Origin of the sequence: Halorarum salinum (genome assembly GCF_013402875.1) — an archaeon.
GTDB classification, from domain to species: Archaea; Halobacteriota; Halobacteria; order Halobacteriales; family Haloferacaceae; genus Halorarum; species Halorarum salinum.
On the sequence record NZ_CP058579.1, the window covers coordinates 3,658,764 to 3,678,677 of the forward strand.

The 19,914-nt window shown below is 70.5% G+C and carries 25 protein-coding genes and 1 tRNA gene; 10 read left to right on the forward strand and 16 right to left on the reverse strand.

The features are described from left to right. Window positions 1-93 precede the first annotated feature (93 nt). Window positions 94-792 (reverse strand): SOS response-associated peptidase, encoded by a 699-nt coding sequence (locus HUG12_RS18480; protein ID WP_179270190.1) that lies wholly within the window; start codon window positions 790-792, stop codon window positions 94-96. A 90-nt stretch (window positions 793-882) separates the two neighbouring features. Here HUG12_RS18480 and HUG12_RS18485 point away from each other — a divergent pair, with 90 nt between their 5' ends. Beyond that, window positions 883-1,170: an amphi-Trp domain-containing protein gene (locus tag HUG12_RS18485; protein ID WP_179270191.1), complete on the forward strand. Its 288-nt coding sequence runs from the start codon at window positions 883-885 to the stop codon at window positions 1,168-1,170. A gap of 123 nt (window positions 1,171-1,293) precedes the next feature. Here the strand turns inward: HUG12_RS18485 and HUG12_RS18490 are convergent, their stop codons facing one another. From HUG12_RS18490 to HUG12_RS18505, 4 genes are all read right to left on the reverse strand, one after another. Next, window positions 1,294-1,626, reverse strand: coding sequence for a DUF5789 family protein (locus tag HUG12_RS18490; protein WP_179270192.1), 333 nt, complete (start codon window positions 1,624-1,626; stop codon window positions 1,294-1,296). A gap of 276 nt (window positions 1,627-1,902) precedes the next feature. After that, window positions 1,903-1,977 (reverse strand) — tRNA-Val (locus tag HUG12_RS18495). Window positions 1,978-2,135: 158 nt separating this feature from the next. Further along, the gene (locus HUG12_RS18500) at window positions 2,136-2,711 is read right to left on the reverse strand and encodes a YciE/YciF ferroxidase family protein (protein WP_179270193.1); all 576 of its coding nucleotides are present in this window, start codon (window positions 2,709-2,711) and stop codon (window positions 2,136-2,138) included. Window positions 2,712-2,781: 70 nt separating this feature from the next. After that, window positions 2,782-3,108 carry a DUF5789 family protein gene (locus tag HUG12_RS18505; RefSeq protein WP_179270194.1) on the reverse strand — a complete coding sequence of 109 codons (327 nt, stop codon included), beginning with the start codon at window positions 3,106-3,108 and terminating at the stop codon, window positions 2,782-2,784. A 300-nt stretch (window positions 3,109-3,408) separates the two neighbouring features. Here HUG12_RS18505 and HUG12_RS18510 point away from each other — a divergent pair, with 300 nt between their 5' ends. Continuing rightward, window positions 3,409-3,963, forward strand: coding sequence for a cupin domain-containing protein (locus tag HUG12_RS18510; RefSeq protein WP_179270195.1), 555 nt, complete (start codon window positions 3,409-3,411; stop codon window positions 3,961-3,963). An 84-nt stretch (window positions 3,964-4,047) separates the two neighbouring features. Here HUG12_RS18510 and HUG12_RS18515 read toward each other — a convergent pair whose 3' ends face one another. Continuing rightward, complete coding sequence (locus HUG12_RS18515; protein ID WP_179270196.1) at window positions 4,048-4,581, reverse strand: cob(I)yrinic acid a,c-diamide adenosyltransferase; 534 nt, start codon at window positions 4,579-4,581, stop codon at window positions 4,048-4,050. Beyond that, window positions 4,578-4,823: a glutathione S-transferase N-terminal domain-containing protein gene (locus HUG12_RS18520; RefSeq protein ID WP_179270197.1), complete on the reverse strand. Its 246-nt coding sequence runs from the start codon at window positions 4,821-4,823 to the stop codon at window positions 4,578-4,580. The genes HUG12_RS18515 and HUG12_RS18520 overlap by 4 nt, the downstream gene beginning before the upstream one ends. Window positions 4,824-5,108: 285 nt before the next feature. On the opposite strand from HUG12_RS18520, the gene HUG12_RS18525 reads away from it, so the two are divergent. The 5 genes from HUG12_RS18525 to HUG12_RS18545 all read left to right on the forward strand — a co-directional run bounded on the left by HUG12_RS18525 (window position 5,109) and on the right by HUG12_RS18545 (window position 10,317). Further along, window positions 5,109-6,074, forward strand: a complete 966-nt coding sequence (locus HUG12_RS18525) for a terpene synthase family protein (protein WP_179270198.1) — start codon at window positions 5,109-5,111, stop codon at window positions 6,072-6,074. A 101-nt stretch (window positions 6,075-6,175) separates the two neighbouring features. Beyond that, a complete protein-coding gene (locus tag HUG12_RS18530; protein ID WP_179270199.1) occupies window positions 6,176-8,311 on the forward strand; it encodes a S9 family peptidase in 2,136 nt (711 codons plus the stop codon). Window positions 8,312-8,590: 279 nt separating this feature from the next. Continuing rightward, the gene (locus HUG12_RS18535; protein ID WP_179270200.1) at window positions 8,591-8,767 is read left to right on the forward strand and encodes a DUF7501 family protein; all 177 of its coding nucleotides are present in this window, start codon (window positions 8,591-8,593) and stop codon (window positions 8,765-8,767) included. Continuing rightward, window positions 8,764-9,633 (forward strand): NAD(+) synthase, encoded by an 870-nt coding sequence (gene nadE, locus HUG12_RS18540; protein WP_179270201.1) that lies wholly within the window; start codon window positions 8,764-8,766, stop codon window positions 9,631-9,633. The genes HUG12_RS18535 and nadE overlap by 4 nt, the downstream gene beginning before the upstream one ends. 159 nt (window positions 9,634-9,792) lie before the next feature. Beyond that, window positions 9,793-10,317, forward strand: coding sequence for an HTH domain-containing protein (locus tag HUG12_RS18545; protein WP_179270202.1), 525 nt, complete (start codon window positions 9,793-9,795; stop codon window positions 10,315-10,317). A gap of 95 nt (window positions 10,318-10,412) precedes the next feature. On the opposite strand, the gene HUG12_RS18550 is transcribed toward HUG12_RS18545, so the two are convergent. Then, the gene (locus HUG12_RS18550; protein ID WP_179270203.1) at window positions 10,413-10,799 is read right to left on the reverse strand and encodes an acyl-CoA thioesterase; all 387 of its coding nucleotides are present in this window, start codon (window positions 10,797-10,799) and stop codon (window positions 10,413-10,415) included. A gap of 31 nt (window positions 10,800-10,830) precedes the next feature. Continuing rightward, complete coding sequence (locus HUG12_RS18555; protein ID WP_179270204.1) at window positions 10,831-11,316, reverse strand: HPP family protein; 486 nt, start codon at window positions 11,314-11,316, stop codon at window positions 10,831-10,833. 101 nt (window positions 11,317-11,417) lie between these two features. Between HUG12_RS18555 and HUG12_RS18560 the strand changes: the two genes are divergently transcribed. Next, window positions 11,418-11,597 carry a DUF7838 family putative zinc beta-ribbon protein gene (locus HUG12_RS18560; protein WP_179270205.1) on the forward strand — a complete coding sequence of 60 codons (180 nt, stop codon included), beginning with the start codon at window positions 11,418-11,420 and terminating at the stop codon, window positions 11,595-11,597. 96 nt (window positions 11,598-11,693) lie between these two features. On the opposite strand, the gene HUG12_RS18565 is transcribed toward HUG12_RS18560, so the two are convergent. From HUG12_RS18565 to HUG12_RS18575, 3 genes are all read right to left on the reverse strand, one after another. After that, a complete protein-coding gene (locus HUG12_RS18565) occupies window positions 11,694-12,362 on the reverse strand; it encodes a DUF2391 family protein (RefSeq protein ID WP_179270206.1) in 669 nt (222 codons plus the stop codon). Window positions 12,363-12,484: 122 nt separating this feature from the next. Next, window positions 12,485-12,754, reverse strand: a complete 270-nt coding sequence (locus HUG12_RS18570) for a HalOD1 output domain-containing protein (RefSeq protein ID WP_179270207.1) — start codon at window positions 12,752-12,754, stop codon at window positions 12,485-12,487. A 114-nt stretch (window positions 12,755-12,868) separates the two neighbouring features. Next, window positions 12,869-13,534, reverse strand: coding sequence for a helix-turn-helix domain-containing protein (locus HUG12_RS18575; protein ID WP_179270208.1), 666 nt, complete (start codon window positions 13,532-13,534; stop codon window positions 12,869-12,871). Window positions 13,535-13,935: 401 nt separating this feature from the next. Between HUG12_RS18575 and HUG12_RS18580 the strand changes: the two genes are divergently transcribed. Beyond that, window positions 13,936-14,685, forward strand: a complete 750-nt coding sequence (locus tag HUG12_RS18580) for a hypothetical protein (RefSeq protein WP_179270209.1) — start codon at window positions 13,936-13,938, stop codon at window positions 14,683-14,685. A gap of 150 nt (window positions 14,686-14,835) precedes the next feature. On the opposite strand, the gene aceA is transcribed toward HUG12_RS18580, so the two are convergent. Then, window positions 14,836-15,930, reverse strand: a complete 1,095-nt coding sequence (gene aceA / locus HUG12_RS18585; RefSeq protein ID WP_179270210.1) for an isocitrate lyase — start codon at window positions 15,928-15,930, stop codon at window positions 14,836-14,838. Then, entirely contained in the window at window positions 15,927-16,097 is a 171-nt protein-coding gene (locus HUG12_RS18590) for a hypothetical protein (RefSeq protein WP_179270211.1), read from the reverse strand. Before HUG12_RS18590 ends, aceA begins: the two co-directional genes overlap by 4 nt. A 409-nt stretch (window positions 16,098-16,506) precedes the next feature. On the opposite strand from HUG12_RS18590, the gene HUG12_RS18595 reads away from it, so the two are divergent. Beyond that, window positions 16,507-17,031: a hypothetical protein gene (locus tag HUG12_RS18595; RefSeq protein ID WP_179270212.1), complete on the forward strand. Its 525-nt coding sequence runs from the start codon at window positions 16,507-16,509 to the stop codon at window positions 17,029-17,031. Between the two features lie 24 nt (window positions 17,032-17,055). Here the strand turns inward: HUG12_RS18595 and gcvPB are convergent, their stop codons facing one another. Both gcvPB and gcvPA read right to left on the reverse strand, forming a co-directional pair. After that, window positions 17,056-18,513: an aminomethyl-transferring glycine dehydrogenase subunit GcvPB gene (gcvPB, locus tag HUG12_RS18600; RefSeq protein ID WP_179270213.1), complete on the reverse strand. Its 1,458-nt coding sequence runs from the start codon at window positions 18,511-18,513 to the stop codon at window positions 17,056-17,058. 55 nt (window positions 18,514-18,568) lie between these two features. Continuing rightward, complete coding sequence (gene gcvPA / locus HUG12_RS18605) at window positions 18,569-19,903, reverse strand: aminomethyl-transferring glycine dehydrogenase subunit GcvPA (protein WP_179270214.1); 1,335 nt, start codon at window positions 19,901-19,903, stop codon at window positions 18,569-18,571. Between the last annotated feature and the right edge of the window lie 11 nt (window positions 19,904-19,914).

Consider the following 19,914-nt stretch of genomic DNA (forward strand, 5'->3'; position numbering starts at 1 on the left):
AGTCGTCGAAGGAATCGAAGGCGGTCGATGGGATGGAGAGGAATCGAAGGCGGTCGACGGAGACGGGGGCGTTCGGCGGGGGCGAGACGGCCGCTATCCCGCGAAGTCGCCGAGCCCGGACTGGTCGCCGACGTCGACCTCCTCCAGCAGGTCCGCCGAATCGTTCCCCGGATCGTCGACGCGCTTCGACACGGGGTAGGCGTGTAACTCGTCGCTCGGGTACGGCTTCAACACCGACCGGAGTTCGTCGGGTGACTCCTCGGAGAGCCACCGCTCCTCGTTCCCCTCCTCGAGGATGACGGGCATCCGGTCGTGGATGGGTTCGACCACCTCGTTCGCGTCGGTCGTGAGGACGGTGCAGGTGACGCGCGGGTCGCCCTCCGCGGGCGTCCACGTCTCCCAGAGGCCGGCGTAGGCGAACGGTGATCGGTCGGGACGCTCGATGCGGTAGGGTTGCTTCGACCCGCGGGTTCCCTGCCACTCGTAGAACCTGTCGGCGGGGACGAGACACCGGCGGGACTCGAACGCGTCACGGAACATGGGCTTCTCGGCGACCGTCTCCGAGCGCGCGTTGATGGGCCGGGGGACGTCCTCGGGGTCGTCCGCCCACTGGGGGAGCAAGCCCCACTCCAGAAGGTCGAACTCGTGGGGGACGTCGTTCCGGACGACGAGGAGGTCGTCCCGGGGGGCGACGTTGTACCGCGGCCGGATGGTGACGCCCTCGGCCGGTCGGGCGTCGAACCGTTCCTCCAGGACGGCGAGGTCGACGGCGAGCGAGGTGCGGCCGCACATGTCGTGTGATTCGGCCGCCGACGGCGTAAACGTGTGCGTCGCACGGAACGGGTGACGCATTTATCGGTCATGGGAGTGATGAACAGGTGTATGCCCGAAGAAGTACTGTTCAAATCCGAGAGCGGCCAGAGTCGAGAAGAGATCGCGTCGTACCTCCGGACGGTCGCGGATCGGCTCGACGGCGGGGACGCGGTCACGCTGACGGCGGGTGGCGACTCCGTGACGCTGGACCCGCCCTCCAGCCCGACCTTCGAAGTCAAGGCCGAACGCGAGGGGCCGACGGACGGTCCCGGCGAACTGAGCATCGAATTCGAACTCGAATGGGACGAGAACGGCGACGACGGGGATGGAACGAGCGGACGGTTAGAGATCGAGTGAGAGTGGCGCAGACGGGGGTCACGTTTGGTCCTCCCTCGGGGACGACCGCTCCGTCCCGAGGAGATGCGTATCAAGGCCTGGGTTGCCTGACTGGCGAGGCGTCGGGCGATCGCGCCGCGTTTATCAGCGATGTATGAGCCCCAGTAACCGGCTTCGAACGTCGTCGGCGGAGTCGTACGTCTGGTTGTCTGTTGGGGCGAGCACTTCCTCGAGGGACGCCTCCCCGCGCTGCGTTTCGATCTCGTAGTCGCCGTAGGCCTCGACCAGTTCATCCGTCGTCGTTGGATAGTCGTGGGTTTCGAGCACTTCATCGAGGTCACCTAGCCGCTCGCCAGGGTCGCCTCGCATCGGTTCGTCTTCATCGGCGCGGTTACGTGCTTCCTCCACCTCCCGCTTTTGCTGGCGTCGCTCTTCGTCGTCCGCTTGCTTGTCTCGGCCCTGTTTGTCGTCTGCCATCCCGCGCAATAGGAGACCGACTCGGATAACGGTGTGGTCACTCGCGGACGTGGGCGGCGCGACCTCGGCCGACCGATCCCACCCGGACCGGCGGGCGAACGACGCCCGGACGCGGACGTACGGCGGAACCGTTCGAGAAGCGGGCGAATCTCGTCGGGTTCACGGCAACGCGGACACGAGCAACGGATGATACGGTGGAACGGATTCGAACCGGCGGTGGGTAGCTTACGAGGAATGCGCCGCAGTCGGTGCCCTGGAAACTGTCCGCAAAGCGAATGGGTCGGGGCGGATTCGAACCGCCGGCCTGCTCCGTGTGAAGGAGCCGTCATAACCGGACTAGACCACCGACCCGGTACCCCGAACTATCCCAGTGGGAGACTTAACCCTTACCTCTCGGTCGCGTCCCCGGCACCTCGTCCGGCACCGCCGCGGGCGGCCCTCGGAACGTCGGTCGCTCCCCGAGTTACCGTTCGTGATGCTCCCGGCGGGCGCGGCGCCGCCCGGGACTGTCAGTCGTGGTCGGCCGAGTCGCCGAGCTCCTCCAGCAGCACCTGGCCGTCCTCGCCGTCCGTGATGGACTCGAGCGTCCGGAGCGTCGCCTCGTCCTCCTCGAGGTTCCGCTCAAGGCTGTCGATCACCTCGTCCGGGACGTCGAGGTGGTCCCCGATTTCGAGCAGCCGCTCGTAGGCCGTTATCTCCATCTGCTCGATCTGTCGGGCCGTCCCGACGTAGAACAGGGGCCTGATCTGGTCGTTCAGCACGACGTTGTTGAACCGTTCCTTCTCCTCGACGAGCCCCTCGAGCGCCGGCGCCGACTGGGAGTTCCGCGTCGACCGGGAGTCCGGCGTTCGACCGAGCACCTCGAGCACCTCTTCGAGCCGCTCGGCGTGCGTCCGCGTCTCCGTCTCGTGTTCGGCGAGAACCTCCCTGAGCGTCTCGCGGGCGTCCGTCTCCTGGAGGCCGTCGAGGGCGTCGACGCCGGCGTCCCGCTCTAGCGTCGCCAGTTCGTCGGCGACCCGGGTTTCGACGGCGTACAGTCCTTGGATCTCGAAGAGGAACAGGTCGTGCAGGGTTTCGACGTTCATGGTCGGGCGTTGGAAAGGTGGTGTCGTGTGCTGTCCGGGAAGCCGAAGGTGGCGGTGGTCGTGCGGGCTATCAGAAGGACCGGTGCGTCCGGTCGAGGTCCTCGATGTTCTCGTCGCCGCGGTCGCTGTACCGCGGGCGGCCGACCGCGTTACGGCCCACGCCGTTGAGGATGGCGAGCTGGAGCTCGTCCACCGTCTCGTACGTCTCCATGCCCGATGTGCGGAGGATGTCCTCGATCCGGTCAGTCCCCCGCGGGTACCTGACTTCCCGGTCCCCGAACTCGCCGATGAGCTCCGCGGTCGTCATCGGCATGCGCCCGGGATCGAGGAGCTCGTCGACGTCCTCCATCCCGAGGGAACGCAGGTTCGACGCGGCCTCCGACTCGCGCTGGTCCATTACGACTAGGACCACGGTAGCGATGCTGAAGAGAGTTCGGCCCGATATCGCAATCTCGATACGGGGTCCGTCCGCCCAGGAACCGGTCCGCGCCCACGGCCGTTCCTGCGCTCGTGGCGCCGGTCGCCGCGACCCCCAACAATGGCTTTCGAGCTCCGTGGTGAACCCTGAGTACGTGGCGCTCCGACAGCCGGCACCGATGAACGACGCACGCGGACGGACCACCACGTCGCGCGGCTCGCCGACGTACGTCGCCTGGCCGCCGGGGAGCCACGACGGCGCGGAGCCACCCGCACCGACGTGACCGAATCCATCGAGAACCCGGCGACGGGCGAACGCATCGAGTTCAGGGGGGCGACCGACGGGGCGCTTCGGTTCGACTACTACCTGGAGCCGGGCGGGTACGCGATGGGGAAGGTCGACCATGTCCATCCGCGCCAGGAGGAGCGGTTCACGATCGAGTCGGGTCGGCTCGGCGTCAGGATCGACGGCGACGAGTGGACGGCGACGCCGGGGTCGCGGTTCGCGATCCTCGCCGGAACGCCCCACACCGTCTGGAACGACGCGCCGACCGAGACGCACGCGGTCATCGAGATGCGGCCCGCGCTGGACGCCAGAACGCTCTTCGAGACGATGTATGGGCTCGCCCGCGACGGGAAGACGCGACGCTGGGGGCTTCCGGGGCCGCTCCAGCTCGCGGTCGTCGCGGACGAGTTCCGGGAGGAACTGGCGTTCGCCGGCGTCCCCGTTCCGATCCAACGCGCGCTCGCCTCCGGCGTCTCGACCGTCGGTCGACGCGTCGGGTGTCAGGGGCGCTATTCACGCTACAGCGGACTTCCCGTGGAATCGAAGTGACCGCTGGGACGGCGACGTCGGGTGACCGCGCCCGGCGGGACGAACCGTGGGAACCGCGACGCCGAGCTGGGGCCGCCGTCCGACTCAGTACGTCGGCCGGTCCTCGGGTTCGCCGTCGCGCCGGTTCACCACGCGTGCGAAGGTGAACAGCGCGTCCGAGAGCCGGTTGAGATAGGCGATGGCCTCCCCGTTCACCTCCTCGTCGTTCGCGAGCGCGACCGCCCGGCGCTCGGCCCGGCGACAGACCGCCCGGGCGTGGTGGAGGGTCGCCCCGGCGTCGCTCCCGGACGGGAGCACGAAGTGGGTGAGCGGCTCCAGCTCCTCGTCGAGTTCGTCGATCCAGTCCTCCAGTCGTTCGGTGTGTTCCTCCCTCACCACCGGGTCGTCCCCGTCGGGATCCGGGTTCGCGAAGTCCGCCTGGACGACGTGGAGGTGGTTCTGGACCGTTCGAAGCATCCGGTCCACGTCCTCGTATCCGGTCGGCCTGACGGTCCCGACGAGCGCGTTCGCCTCGTCGACGGTGCCGTACGCCTCGATCCGGGGCGACGTCTTCGAGACGCGGGACATGTCCTTGAGGTCCGTCTTCCCCTCGTCGCCCCGTCCCGTGTACACCTTCATGACGACGCCAGCGTCGAGTCGACGTACTCGAGGACGTTCGCGGACTCGTTCATCGTCACGCCGCGCTCCTCGTCGACGAGCACCGGAACGGCGCGCTGTCCGCTCACGCGCTTGACCCCGTCGCGTTCGGAGTGGAGCGCCGCCACCCACTCCGTCTCGTAGTCGATCTCCGCCGCCTCGAGCGCGTCGTGGACCTTCTCACACCACGGACAGCCGTCCAGCGCGTACAGCGTGATGGACATGTCGCTGGGTTGGGCGAGCGCGGGGAAGTAGCTTCGCCCGAGGGACGGGACCGGCGCGCGAGGGCTGTTCCGTGTCCCGGCGCGGAAGCCCCCGGTTCGACGCCGACCCCGGCACGCCCCCGGAGCGCACCTCCGGAGGCGCGCCCGATCCATCACGGCGCCGCTCCGGGGCGCGACGGAACGCGGTCTCCCCCTACCGAACGCGAGAACAGTCAGCCCCGCGTCGGACGGAGGTCCGACTTCTCCCCATGCTTTTTCCGATCGAAATGAAAGGTTCGGCGAGGGATGGACCCGGATTCCGAATCGACGGACGCGTCCGACGTGAGGGCGCTGCGCGAGCGGTCGCTCCCCGCAGACGTCGAACGTCTCGTCGAGCGCTACCTCGAGACGGTTCCGGAGCGCGGGCGGTACGTCTGGGGGTGGCTCGACGACGCGCTCCCGACGTTCCGTCTGAGTTCGGTCCCCCCGAGCCTGACGGAGCCGGCGGACGAGGCGCGACTCCTCCTGCTGGTGTACGTGACCGCGCTCAACGACCTCGCCGACCGCCGGGAGGACGACGCGGCGTTCGAGGCCGCCGCCGCCGTCCCGCGGCGCGACCGCGAGCCGAGCGCCGGTTCCGACCCGGCGGTCCGGGTCGCGGCCGACGCGTGGACGGCCCTGCTCGACCACCTCGAGGGGGCGCCGCGCGCGGACGCCCGCCTGGACACGCTCGTCCGCGACGTCCGGTGGGCCTGCGCCGGCCTCCGACACGGCGCCCACGCGGCGGCGAACCCGGCCGCGGTGACCTACGAGGAGTGTCTCCACGCGCAGGCGCCGACGATGTGCATGGACCCGCTCGCGACGGTGGATCTCACGTACTCGCCGACGTTCGACCCCACGGAGGAGCCCGCCGTTCGGGAGGCGGTCGCGCTCGCCGAGTCGGTCGCGCGCGTCGGCAACTGGCTCACGACCTGGGAGCGCGAACTCGCGGAGGGCGACCTCGCGAACGGGGTCGTGGTGAAGGCCGTCGAGGACGGGGTCGTGACCCCCGAGGCGGCGAGGGCCGCCCGGACCGACCCGTCGACGCGGCCGTCGTTCCGCGACCGGATCGTCGATCGAGGCGTCGAACGCGCCGTCGCCCGCGACTGGCGGCGTCGATTTCGCCGGGTCACGGGGGCGTCCTGGAGCGTCGACACCGTCGACCTGGAGGGGTACGTGTCCGCGATGGCCGGCATCCGGCGGCGGCAGGACGCCGGGCGGGGGCGCAAGTGAACGACCGCCCGTTTCCGGATCGGATCGCAGCGGGCCGGATGGACGCCGTGCCGCGTTCCCGTTCCCGAACCGTGAAGTGACCGCTCTCCGAGGCCGTCCGCATGGACGAACGGATCGATCTCGAGGAGTTCTACGACCTCCGCCTCCTCACCGACCTCGCGCTCTCGCCCGACGGCGACCGGCTCGCGTTCCTCGCGAGCGAGTCGGACCCCGACGCCGACGAGTCCCGGACCGGCCTGTACGTCGTCCCGACCGACGGCTCGCGGGACCCGCACAGGCTCACGCGCGCCTCCGCCGCCTCCGCGCCGACGTGGGGGCCCGACGGCGACACCCTGGGCTTTCTCGCCGCCCGCGAGACGGACCTCGACCGGCGGGCGGGTCGGAGCGGGGACGACCACGACGGGAGCGAGGGCGCAGACGGATCCGACGACGGCGAGGACGGCGGGTCGAACTGGGGCGGCGGCCGGACCGACGACGACCCGAGGTCGCAGGTGTGGACGTTCGACCTGGCTCGGGGCGGCGACGCCCGCCAGGAGACCGACTTCGAGCGCGGCGTCCGCGAGTTCGACTTCGGCCCCGAGGGGGACCGCCTCGTCGTCTCCGCGCGCGACCCGACCGACGAGGAGGCGGAGTACCTTGACCGGCGCGAGGAGGACGGGCCGATCGAGGTCACGCGACTGCAGCACAAGTACGACGGCGCCGGCTGGCTGGACGACGTGACGACGTACCTGTTCGTGGTCGACCGGGAGTCGGGCGAGACCGAGCGGCTCGACGATGCCTACGGCGCCGGCTCCGGCGAACCCCTGATGGGGCTCCAGCCGGCGTGGGGGGCGACCGACCGCATCGCGTTCTGCCGGTCGAGCGCCGACGACCCGGACGACGACGGGGCGGTCGACGTGTTCACCGTCGCCCCGGACGGCGCCGACCTCCGGCGGCTCACCGACGCGTCGCTGCGCTGCTCGGTCCCGACGTGGAGCCCCGACGGCACCCGCCTGGCGTTCGCCGGGGGGAACCCGGAGAACTGGTACGAGCCGACCGAGGTGTACGCCGCGTCGGACGAGGCGGGCGCGGATCGCGAGTCGCTCTCGGCGTCCCTCGACCGGACGCTCCCGCTCGGCGGCGGCCGACCGGCCTGGCTGGACGACGAGCACGTGGTCTCGCCCATCGCCGACGAGGCGTGGACCCGCCTGGCGGTGCTCCCGCTGGACGGCGAGCCCCGGCGGGCCTACGAGCGGCAGGGTCGCCACCGCACCGTCTCGGCGTTCGACCTCGCCGGCGACACGGTCGCGCTGGGGCTCACGACCGCCGACGACACCCCGCAAGCGTTCGCGCTCGACGCGGGCGAACTCCGCGACGGCGGGACGGGGGAACCCATCCGCCGGCTGACGAGCCTCAACGCCGACTGGGTCGCGGACGCCCCGCTTCCCGACTGTGACGTCGTGGGCTACGAGAACTCCGACGGCGAGCGGGTCGAGGCGGTGGTGTACTACCCGACCGGCTTCGACCCCGACGAGGACGGTCCCGCGCCCGCCGTCTGTTCCATCCACGGCGGGCCGATGAGCTACGACGCGCCGGGATTCCGCTTCGCCAACGCCTACTGGACGGGCCGGGGGTACGTCGTCGTCAAACCGAACTACCGCGGATCGACCTCGTACGGCCGCGAGTTCTCGGAGTCGCTGAAGGGGAGCCGGGGCGACCTCGAGTCCGACGACGTCGTCTCGGCGATGGACCACCTCGTCGCCGCCGGCGTCGCGGACCCGGACCGACTGTTCTGTACCGGCTTCAGCTACGGCGGCATCACGACCGCCCACGTGGTCACCCGGACCGACGAGTTCGCCGCCGCCGCGCCCGAACACGGCATCTACGACTTCTACTCGAACTTCGGCACCGACGACAACCACAACTGGCACGAGTGGGAGTTCGGGATGCCATGGGAGAACGAGGCGACGTACCGCGACGTCTCCTCGATCACCCGGGTCGACGAGATCGACACGCCGCTGCTGATCACGGCGGGCGAGGAGGACTGGCGCTGCCCGCCGACGCAGGCCGAACAGCTCTACGTCAGCGTCCGGAAGCGGGGCGTCGACGCGAAACTGGTGATCTACCCGAACGAGCACCACGACGTCGGGAAGCCGAAGCGGGCGACCCACCGGCTGGAGGAGTTGACCGAGTGGTTCCGGAGGCACGACCCGGGCGTGACCAAAGGCGAGGAACTCGGCCGAAGCGGCGGGCGGTAGACCGACGGCCTGATCGCCCGTCGTCGCCCCTGCCGACGACGGACGACGTCGATCCGATGGCGACTCGCCCACCTCCTGCAGCCGTTCGTTCACGGGCGTTCAGTATCGCCGCGGCAAACCGGCGACGACTGACCACGTTCGAACGAAACCGCCCTATTTCCTCCGTTGCTACGAAAGTTCGGAGATAGGACGAACGTATTTGATGAGATGAAATAGATATTATCGTGTTTGTCCCGTTATCGGGCAAACTTTATCTGGAATCGGAAACGAGTAGGTTCCATGTCAGCCACCGAAACGTGGACCGACCCGAACAGCTGCCCGTTCTGTGGCGGCCGGCTGAGTTCGCCCGGCGCAGGGTTCGTCGACCACATCGACGAGGCGCCCGAGTGCGCGTCCCGCTTCGAGCAGTGGCGGGACCGCATCGGGGACGACATCCAGGGAGACTGGAGCGGGTGACCGGCGGCGGGACGGACGCCCCCGACGCCGGGCCGGCGGAGCCGCGCCGCCCGTTCGGAACCGACGCGGACGAACTCGCGTCGACCCACGGGCGGGCGACGGCGTTCGTCCGGTCGGTCGTCGACCGGAGCGGGGCCGAGGGCGTCGTCGTGGTGCTCCGCGGCGGCCTCGACTCGACCGTGGCGGCGACGGTCGCGGTCGACGCGCTCGGCGCGGACGACGTCGTCGGGCTCGTGTTGCCCTGCTCGCTCAGCAGCGAGGCGGACGCCCGCGACGCCGAGGCGGTTGCGGACCTGCTCGGCATCGAGGCCGTCGACGTCCAGCTCCGGCCGCTGTTCGAGGCGTTCCGGGGGACCGTCGGGGCCGAACTTGCCCCGTCGGCCGACACCGTCGCCACGATGAACGTCGTCGCCCGGCTCAGGATGACCTGCGCCTACTACCTCGCGAACGCCACCGGCCGGCTGGTCGTCGGGTCGGTCACGCGGACTGACCGCCTGCTGGGGGATCCGACGAAGTACGGGGACGGCGCGGCCGACCTCCACCCGCTGGGGAGCCTGTTCGAGACGGAGGTTCGAGCGCTGGCGGAACGCCTCGACGTCCCCGAGTTCGTCGCGGAGAAGCCCTCGCGGGGTAACCTGTGGACCGGGTACGCCGACGAACGGAGCCTCGACGCCCCGGTGGAGACGGTCGACCGGGTGCTCGCCGCCGCGGTCGAGTCGAACCTGGACGTCGACGCGACCGCGGCGGCGCTCGGGGTCGAGGCGGACCTCGTCGAACGGGTGATCGCCCGGCACGCCGGGAGCCGACACAAGCGGCGTCGCCCCCTGCGCCCCGGCCCCGACGGGGTGGGGTGGACGGGGAGCTGACCGACGTCGACGGGGCTCGAACGGGCGAGCGGTCGACGAGGTTCCGGAACCATCACTCGTTCCGCTCAGAACGAAAGATACGGTCAGTTGTCTTCGCGTGCGGACCCCGATGATTGTCCCGTTCCACAGATACTTATACGAACGGCCATCAGTTCGAGTGTGAACCGGATCGAGTTGAACGGGATCCAGCGGGAGATACTCGCGGCCCTGATCGAGGAGCACCGGGCGACGGAATCGCCCGTGAGGGGGGAGGTCATCGCGGAAGCGGTCGGGCGGACGGCGGGGAGCATCCGCAACCAGATCCAGAGCCTCACGGCGCTCGGCCTGGTGAACGGGATCCCCGGCCCGAAGGGCGGCTACAAGCCGACCCATGAGGCGTACGACGTCCTCGACTACCAGGACCTCGAGGACCCCCAGCGGCTCATCGTCGCGCGCGACTACGAGCGCGTCACCGTGACCGTCGACGAGATCGACCTCACCGACGTCCACGACCCGGATCGCTGCCGGGCGCGGGTCCGCTTCGAGCGGCCCGTCGAGGGGTTCTCGGTCGGTGACCCGATCGTGGTCGGACCGACGCCGGTCTCGAAGCTCGTCATCGTGGGGGAGATCGAGTCGATCGACGACGACGGCACCGGCGTCCTCCTCGACGTCGGCGAGATGGAGGCGCCGTTCCCGGCGGAGTAGCCGTCGGGCGATCGAACGGCGGAGGGGCGGCCGACGTTCGAGCCGGAGGGGATCGGACCGGGGGCCACCGCACCCGTCGACCCCGCGGCGAGTCGTCACTCCGGATGTCGCTCGAACGCCTCGCGGACGTCGGCCGGGATCGGCGTCGGCGCCCCCTCGTCGTCCAGCGCGACCTGCACCGACTCGGCGGTCGCCGCCGTCTCGCCGTCCAGTCGGAGGTCGTACGACAGCGTCGCGCTCGTCGTGCCCAGGTCGACCACCGCCAGTTCCACGGTGACCTCGCCGAGGCGGTCGATCGAGCGTCGGAACTCGATCGAGAGCGACGCGAGCGCGACGTTCGCGTCCGCCAGGTCCCTGCCGACGGCCTCGCGGAAGAACGCCGTCCGCGCGTGCTCGAGGTAGGTGGCGTACACCGCGTTGTTGACGTGGCCCATCGGGTCGAGGTCGCGGTACCGGGGCTGAACGGTCGTCTCGAAGGTCACGGCCGGGGCGTCGGCCGGCGGGGGCTTTTGCCTACCGTTCCGACGGCGAGAGCCCGAACCGGTCCGCGACCACGGAGGCGGCGTACAGCCCGCTCACCCCGACCGCGATGACGAGCGCGTCCGCCAGCGTGGGGAGCAGACCGAGCGAGACGATGAGCGTCGTCGCGCAGGCGGGCGCGTGTCTGGTGTCCGTGAGCGCCATCCCGGCCGTGGTGAGGACGACGGAGGCGACGGCGCTCGCGATCAGGTGGGCCGCGACCGTCCCGCCCGCCGCGAAGCCACCGAAGATCCCGCTGCCGGCCGCGAGCGAGTGGTACGAGGCGAGTCCGGCGAGGACGCCGACCGCGTGCCCGCCGAGCAGTTCGCGGTCGGTCGTCGACCCCGGATCGGCCGCCAGGAGGTACGCGGAGGGGCCGAGGCTCGGGAAGACGAGCGGTCGGCCCGTGATCCAGGCGAGCGTCCCGGCGACCGCGAGCAGGGCGCCGGCGTACGTCGCCTCCGTCACGGTTCGCTGCACGTCCGGGGGTGGCTCGCGGCGGAGGATGAACGCGTCGGTTTCCGCGGGGCTACCGCCCCACAATCGGAGTCTTGAAACGTTCGCCGGAGCTACGTCGACGTATGAGCCTCGAGCTGGAACACGACTGCCCGCGCTGTGGGGGGTCGCGGACGTTCTGGCGGACCGCCAGCATGCAACTGCACCTCGGCGAGAAGACGAAGTGGCGCTGCCCGGAGTGCGACTACGGCTTCGTCCGCATCGACGACGGGGCCGACATCGACTCCTCCCGCGCCGACGCGTAATCGCCCCGACATCCGGTCGCCGCCCCCGTTCTTCCGCGCCCGTCCCGTTCCCGAGTCATCGCGGGTCACACCTGCAGGTCCGCGAGTCGTCACGGATCATCCCGGCAGCAGGTCCCCGAGCGCCGCGCCGACCGACATCGGCACCAGCACGGCGAGCACGTTCCCCAGCGCGAACGCCGGGTCCGCCCACGTGATGCGCCCCCAGACGGTCAGGCCGACCGTGGCGGTCAGCGTCGCGACGCCGAGGACGCCGACGAGTCGCCGCGGTACCACGCCGAGGATGGGCTCGTCGACGCGGACGTCCTGGAAGTCCGCCACGTAGATGATGCCGACGACGACCGCGACGGTGAACGCCGCCGTCCCGACCATGTACGCGGGGTTCGCCGCGAGGTACGTGCCGACCTCCTGGGTCCCGCCCTCGACGAGCATCGGCGCGCCGAAGATGACGCTCCCCAGCAGCGCCTCCGCGAGGTCGCTCCTGTCGAAGCCGCGGACGACGCGGCCGAACACCGTCGGCCGCGAGAGCCGCGTCGCGGTCCGCATCGCGGCCCGCACCTCACGGACCTCCTCGGGTTCGTCGACCGTCTCCTCCAGCGTCTCTAGCTGGTCGAGCAGGTCCTCGACCGTGGGTTCCTCGGACGCGTCCTCGCCACCGTCGGTCGTTCCCCCGCCCGGGTCGAGCGTGCTCTCGCCGCCCTCCGGAGCCGCCGGGTCCGACGGCGCCCGGCCCGGACCGGCGCTACCGTCGTCTAGTCCGCCGTCCATACTCGGTCGCCTCGCCCCCGGCCGACGTAGTTCCGCCGGTCGGGCGGCCGTCGACCCCTCCCTGTTCGGGGACGGACTCCGATCGACGTCCGAGGACACCGAGCAGCAGCCGAGCGAGGCGTTCAGGTCGGGGTGACCGAGACCTCGCCGTCGCTTCGAACGTGGACGTCGTAGCCGCAGTAGGTGAAGGAAACGGCTCCGATCGCCGGCGAGTCCTCCCGGGTAGACGAACGGAAGAGCGAATCCAGCGCGTCGGGGTCGACGACGGAGTTGAGCGGGGGAGACAGGTCGGTGGGGCACGTCCCCTCGCGGTCGGCGATCAGATCGACGACGTCCAGACTCGGTCGATCCGTCGCGGTAGCGGTCGGGCGTACCGTACGTGGCTCTTGCATCGACGTTCCCTCTCGCCGCTTCGGGGACTCAAGTTCACCGTCGAACTGTTCCCCCCTTTATGTCGGGGCGGGCGTTCGACCACGCGACGGCTCCGACGGGCGAACCGCCTCGCGTCAGTCCTCCCGGAACAGTTGCCCGAACACCTTCGCCGTGGCCCTTCGGAGGTGCGTCGAGAGCGTCGACGGCGAGATGTCGAGTTCGGCGGCCACCTCCTCGGCGCTGGCGCCGTCCGTCTCGTAGTACCCCATTCGCGTCGCGGTGCGGGCGACTTCCCGCTGGCGGTCCGTCAGCCCCGCCGTGCTGCTCCGTCCGTCCGGCAGCTCGGTCATCGCGCCCGTACTGTACAGTTTGTTGATCTCGAAGCGTACCCCCTCCCCGCGGCAGTACTCCCAGTACGCGCCGAGTTTCGCCTTGTCGGGGGAGTGTAGTCGGAAGGTCCACCCTCGTTCGGCGTTCGTCGCGGAGAGGACGCGCACGCCCAGGTCGATCGTCTTGGGCGTGAGAACTTTGACGCAGGGTCGAAAGCGGATCCGATAGACCCGACACTCGGCGATCGACACCGGAACGTGCCACTCGCGCACGGTGCGGTCGTCCGCGAGCGCCGATTCGAAGGCCCCGAAGTCGGGGCCCTTCACGGAGTAAAACAGGGTGGGCGCCTGCGGATCTGAGAGCGGCTGTGACTCCAACTCGACGGTCACGTCCGAGACGGCGTCGATGGTCGGGGCCAGCGGGAGGTCGGGATGGGTGACGGTGATCTCGGCGATGTAGCTTTCGCTCACGGGTTCCCCACTGTACCCGTCATGCCGACGCCGCGGTAAGGGTTTCGTCGTGGAGCGTCCTCGGGAGGGTTCCGGCGAGTTCGAGGCGTGCTCGCGGCGAAGCGGCGGTTCGGGGAGGCCCCGCCCGGGCGACGGGACCTCGACTCTCGCCGCGCGGGTTTCGTCGCCGTTCCGGGCCGCTCACTCGTCCGACTCCGACGGGAGGGGTCCCTCGCGGGGCCGATAGCTCCGTCGTTCACGTCCCGTTCGCTCTCGTGGTGGCGACGTAGTTCCGCCGGTCGGCACGGGACCGCCAGCCGACGGTACCGAACGTGACCGATCGGGTCCCAGGTGCTCGCGGTGGCACAAAGGGTCGTTTGGCCCTACACGAACTACTTGGCCGCGGTCGGTGTAGCACCGGTATGCGACGACGGACGTTCCAGGCCGCCGTCGGTGCCGGACTGCTGTCGCTTCCGGGTTGTCTGTCGGCGGCCGGCGGCGACGGGAGACCGGACGGCGACGGAACCGACACTCCCGACGGCGACGGAACTCCGGACGACGACGGGACCGGAACCCCCGGCGAACCCGGGGACCGTCGCTACGAGGAGTGTCCCCGGGAGGTGATCCCGTACGACCAGTTCCCCGAGGAGGTTCGGGCCGAGATCGACGCCGCCCTCGACGGTCGTTACGAGTCCGACCGGGTGTTCCTCCGGGAGGCGATGGACGTCGACGGGTCGTACGTCTCCGTCGAGGAGACGTACTACGACCCGACCCTGGCCGTCGAAGGCGACCGGGAGGTGCTCGAACTCAGACCCGTCGAACCGAAGGCGCTCCCGAACCCCCGCCCCGTGAGCGTGGAACAGACGCGGGACGGCAAGCGGACGGTGACGGTCGAACTCGTGGCCGACGACGGGACGGTCCTGATCGACGAGTCCCGTGACCTGTGGCCGGGTGGCGAGGTCGAGTTCGGGCGGACGCACCGGGTCGGAACCCACGAACTGCGGATCACCGTCACGGACGGCGGTCGCGTCGAGGACGAAGTCACCGATCCGGTTCGGATCGGCGAGTCCCACTTCGACGTGCTCGCGGTCGTCGAACCGGACGACGTCTCCCTGACCGGGACCGTGGCCGACCTGGGGTACTGTCGGTTCGACGCGGAGAACGACGGGTAACCGACTGCGACGATCGCGTTCGGTCGCCCGGCACGAGGCCGCCGGTAGCGGTCGGGAGGAGGCGAGCGATTGGGTGGGACCGGACGGACGGTCGGGCTCGGGTTTCCGCCCGGCCGTTCGAGGTCGATCCGGTGTCCGACCTCCGTTCGGTCAGTCGTCCGACTCCGACGGCACGGGCTCCTCGTCGGACTCCGCGGGGGCGGACTCCTCGCCCGTTCCCCCGGAGGAGATGGGGTCCGACTGCTCGTCGCTGAAGCCCTCCGAGGACTCGATGCGCTCGCGCGCCTCGGGGTCGAACCGCGTCTCGATCTCCTGGAACCGGTCGACGAACGAGAGCTCGTGGTGGCTCTCGGTCTCGTGGCCGAGGTACCGCTCCTCGAGGTCGAACTGCGCCTCCTCGTCGGCCTCCGCGAGCTTCGCGAAGTCCTCGTACACGCTGTGGGCGCCCGAGTGGAGCCCGAACAGCGTGATGAAGATGTACTCGTAGCCGAGGTCGCCCAGTTCCCGGAACGTGAGCGGGTCGTCCTCCTCGCTCCACGCGAACGAGGAGGAGTAGTTGAACGCCAGCTTCAGCTCCGGGTGCGTCTCGTGGATCGTCTCGGCGTACGCGACCGCGTCCTCGCGCGATGGGTCGGGCATCTCCGGCCAGACCAGGTCGACGCCGGCGTCGGCGTAGATGCGGCCGCGTTCGAGGTGCTCCTCCCAGTCGCCGTTCGCGGAGCCGTAGGCGTCGGTGCGGGCGATGACGACGGTGTCCTCGGACTGCCGGGCGTCGACGGCGGCCTCGAACCGGGAGCGGGCCTCCTCGCGGGACACGATCCGCTTGCCCGCGATGTGGCCACAGCGCTTGGGCGTCGTCTGGTCCTCGATGTGGACGGCGGCGACGCCGGCCTTCTCGTACTCGCGCACGGCCCGACGGACGTTGTGCGTGCCGCCGTAGCCGGTGTCGCAGTCGGCGACGACGGGGAGCGTCGTCGCCTCGACGATGCGCTTCGCGTTCTCGACCATCTCGGTCATCGTCACCATCTCCAGGTCCGGGAAGCCGAACTGGCCGAGGACCGTCGAGTAGCCGCTCATGTAGGCGGCGTCGAGCCCCGCCATCTCGGCGAGGCGGGCGTCGAGCGCGTGGTACAGCCCGGGCGCGAAGACGAACTCCTGTTCGTCGAGCTTCTCGCGCAGTTCGCGGCCCTTCGGGTTGTCGACGTCGCGGACGTACGTGTCGGTTTCGAGTTCGGTGGGGTTCATTCGGCGTCCTCCATGAGATCGAGTTCGAACGGGTCGGGTCGTCGCGGGCGGCCGGGTCGAGGGCCGCGTTCCCCCGACCGGTCGCGCCCGCCGAGGTCGGGGACCAGCGGCGCCCCCTCCTCGTCGGTCCGGGCGGCCTGCCGGTCGGTCGGTGCGGGGCGAGTCATCCGCGTCGCCCCCGCGTCGCGGTCGGGCCGCTTCGCTCGGCGTCGAAGCGGCTCGGTTCTCGGTCGTCGGTGCGGTCGATGTCGGTCGTGGGGTTCAGGTCGAAGGTCAACTGCATTCTCGTTCGGGTGGTGTCGGTGGTTCGGGTTCGTCCGGTCGTGCGGTGCGTGCGTCGGCGGAACGGGTGTGTACGCCCATCGGTTGCACCTCGTCAGGGAAGTCCGGGGAGCGGAAGATAAAGGTAATGAACGATAATGATAATATTCTTTAATGGGTTTTGGGTCCTGAAGGTCGTTTTATTGGGAACCGGTAGCACGCGGCTCGCTGCTTCGGCGGATTCGGCCTCCGCTCCGGGACGACCGGACGCGAACTCCGGAAAACGACTACGAGGCTGGCGCCCCGAGTTCGACCATGACCGACGACGAACGCGGCCACGAGGGGGACCCGGCCGACACGGTCGGGTCGTATCGGCTCGCGCCCCCCGGGCCGTTCGGCGACCCGTGGACGGCGGTCCGTCTCGGCCCGGATTCGCTGACGCTCGTCGGGGAGGGCGGGGAGACGACGGTCCCCTACTCCGACCTGCGGGGCGTCGAGTCGGTGTCGGTCAGGGACGTACACGACGCGAAGCGGATCTCGCTGGACCTCGTGATCCTCGGGTCGTACCTCGTGTTGACCGGCGGGGTCGAACTCGCGCGCCGCCTCTCGGACCGCGATCTCGTCACGCCCGCGGGGCTCACCAGGTACGCGAACGAGGTGGTCGCGAGAGAGCCGCTCGTCCGCCTTCGCCTCGACACGGACGACGGGTCCCACTTCCTCTACGCGGGCGAGGCGACGGGGGAGGAACTCGCGTGCGTGCTGGAAGCGCACGTGAATCGGGACGGCGAGCGGACGGGGGACGGCGAACGGGAGGGCGCCGGAGGGACTGCGGGGACCTGACCCGGGAGGGACGCCGTCGGCAGACTACTCCCCGTCGAGCGCCCGCCAGGAGAGCCGCGGGTTCCGGGCGGCGCCCGCCTGGTCGATGCGACGGGCAGTGGTCTTCGAGGGGGCCGACGCCAGTTCCCCGTCGGCGTCCGCGGCCGCGGCGTTGAACGCCGCCGCCAGGTCCTCCAGCGAGGACTTGCTCTCGGCCTCCGTCGGCTCGGTGAGCATCGCCTCGGGCACCATCTCGGGCCACTTCGTCGTCGGCGGGTGGACGCCGTAATCGAGCATCCGCTTTGCCACGTCGGCGGCGTCGCGGTCGCCGGCGGTCGCGGCGAACTCGTGGTGGAACGGGCCGTACGGCACGTCGAACTCGACGAGTTCCGCGAGGTAGTTCGCGTTGAGCACCGCCTTCGCGGAGGCGTCGAGCAGTCCCTCGTGGCCGAGGCGGTGGATGTACGCGTACGCCTTCACGAGCACGAGCCAGTTCCCCTGGAAGCCGTGGACCTTCCCCACGGAGCGCTCGGGGTCGAACAGTTCGTACTCGACCTCGTCGCCCCCGTCGCCGGCGTCCCCGTCGGCCGCGGTCGGCGCCTCGCGGACCTGCGGTCGCGGGAGGAACTCGGCCAACTCCTCGACGACCCCGACCGGGCCCGCGCCCGGACCGCCGCCGCCGTGGGGGGTCGCGAACGTCTTGTGGACGTTGTAGTGCATGACGTCGAACCCCATGTCCCCGGGGCGGGCCCGGCCCAGCAGCGCGTTGAGGTTCGCGCCGTCGTAGTAGAGCAGGCCGCCCGCGTCGTGGACGATCCCGGCGATCTCCTCGATGTCGCGCTCGAACAGCCCCACCGTGTTCGGGTTCGTGAGCATGAGCGCCGCGGTGTCCTCGGAGACGGCGGCCGCCAGCGCCTCGACGTCGACCCGGCCGTCCTCGTCCGAGGGGAGTTCGACCACGTCGTAGCCCGCCATCGCGGCGGTCGCGAAGTTCGTCCCGTGTGCGGAGGCGGGGACGACGACCTCGTTCCGGTCGTTCCCGTTCGCGTCGTGGTACGCCTTCGCGACCGTGATGCCGGCGAACTCGCCGGCCGCGCCCGCCGGCGGCTGGAGCGTCACGGCGTCCATCCCGCCGACCTCCGCGAGGTACTCCTGCAGGCCGTGGAGCAGTTCCAGGGTGCCCTGGACCGTCGAGGGGTCGCGGTCGGGGTGGACCGCCGCGTTCGGGTCGGCCGCGACGACCTCCGTGAACGTCGGGTTGTACTTCATCGTACACGAGCCCAGCGGGTAGGGCCCGGACTCGACGCTCCAGTTCATCTGGGAGAGCCGGGTGTAGTGGCGGGCCAGCTCCGGCTCCGAGAGCTCCGGCAGTTCTAGCGAGTCCCGCGTCAGCCCGTCGGGGAGGATCGAGCCCTCGCCCGGGTCGACCTCCTTCCCGTCCTTCTCGGAGAGCAGCGGCTCGTAGCGCTCGTCGTCGCCGTAGCGGGCCTGATCGTGGTTCACGCGAGGCACCCCCGTGCCGAGCGTGAAGTAGACCGGACCGGCGTCCGGGCGTGATTCATCGGCCCGTCACCTCCGCGAACGCCGCGACCAGCCCGTCGGCCTCCCCGGCGTTCAGGTCGGTGACACAGACCTGCAGCGTGTCGTCGTCGAGGACGTGGACCGCGTAGCCGGCCTCCCGGAGGCCCTCGGCGACGGCGGGCGCCCCGTCGACGCCGACCGCGAACTCGCGGACGTGGTGGCGGTCGTGCAGCGGCGCGGTCACGCCCTCGATCCCGTCCAGGTCGGCGGCGAGGTCGCGGGCGTTCCGGACGCAGTCCTCCGCGAGGTCCGCGAGCCCGGACGCCCCGAGCATCGCGAGGTGCATCGCGGTCCGGAGCGCGACCCACGCCTGGTTCGTGCAGATGTTCGAGGTCGCCCGCTGCTTGCGGATGTGCTGCTCTCTGGTCTGGAGCGTCAGGGTGTACGCGCGCATCCCGGCGGCGTCCTCGCTCGCGCCGACGAGCCGACCGGGCACCTGCCGGAGGAACTTCTCGCGGCAGGCGAACAGCCCGAGCCCCATCCCGTAGGCCGTCGGGAGGCCGAGCGCGCCCGCCTCGCCGACGACCACGTCCGCCCCGACCGACGCCGGTTCCCGGAGCAGACCGAGCGCGACGACGTCGCTGCCGACGCAGAACAGCGCGTCGTGGTCGTCCACGAGGTCCCCGACCGCGTCGAGGCCCTCCTCGATGGCGCCCGTGACCGTCGGGTTCTCCGCGTAGACGAAACAGACGTCCCCGTCGAGGCGCTCCGCGAGCGCGTCGAGGTCGACGTTCCCGTCGTCGTACGGGTACGTCTCCACCGAGAGCGGCGAGCCGTCGACGTAGTTGTCGAGCGTCGAGCGCTTCCCGTCCCGGAGCGCCTCCGGCACGAGCACGACGTCGCCCGAGGTCGAGCGCACGCGCTCGGAGAGCAAAGCAGCCTCGGCGAGCGCGGTCGCCGCGTCGTACATCGAGCAGTTGGCGACCGGGAGCCCCGTCAGCTCCACCAGCATCGACTGGTACTCGAACAGCGCCTGCAGGAACCCCTGGGTGATCTCCGGCTGGTACTGGGTGTAGCTCGTGAGGAACTCCGAGCGCGAGGAGAGGTCGTCGACGAGCGCCGGCACGTAGTGGCCGTAGTGGCCGCGCCCGAGGAACTCGACGAGGTCGTCGTTGCGGGCGAACGTCCGCCGGAGGTCGGCGACGACGTCCCGCTCGCTCCGAGCGGGGACGTCGAACTCCCCGTCGAAGGCGACCGACTCGGGGATGTCGAACAGGTCGGCCTCCGAGTCGGCGCCGACGGCCTCCAGCATCTCCGCGGTCGTCCCGGGCGTGTGCGGGGCGAAGGGGGTGCCCGTCGTCCGTCCGCTCATCGCCGCCGGCC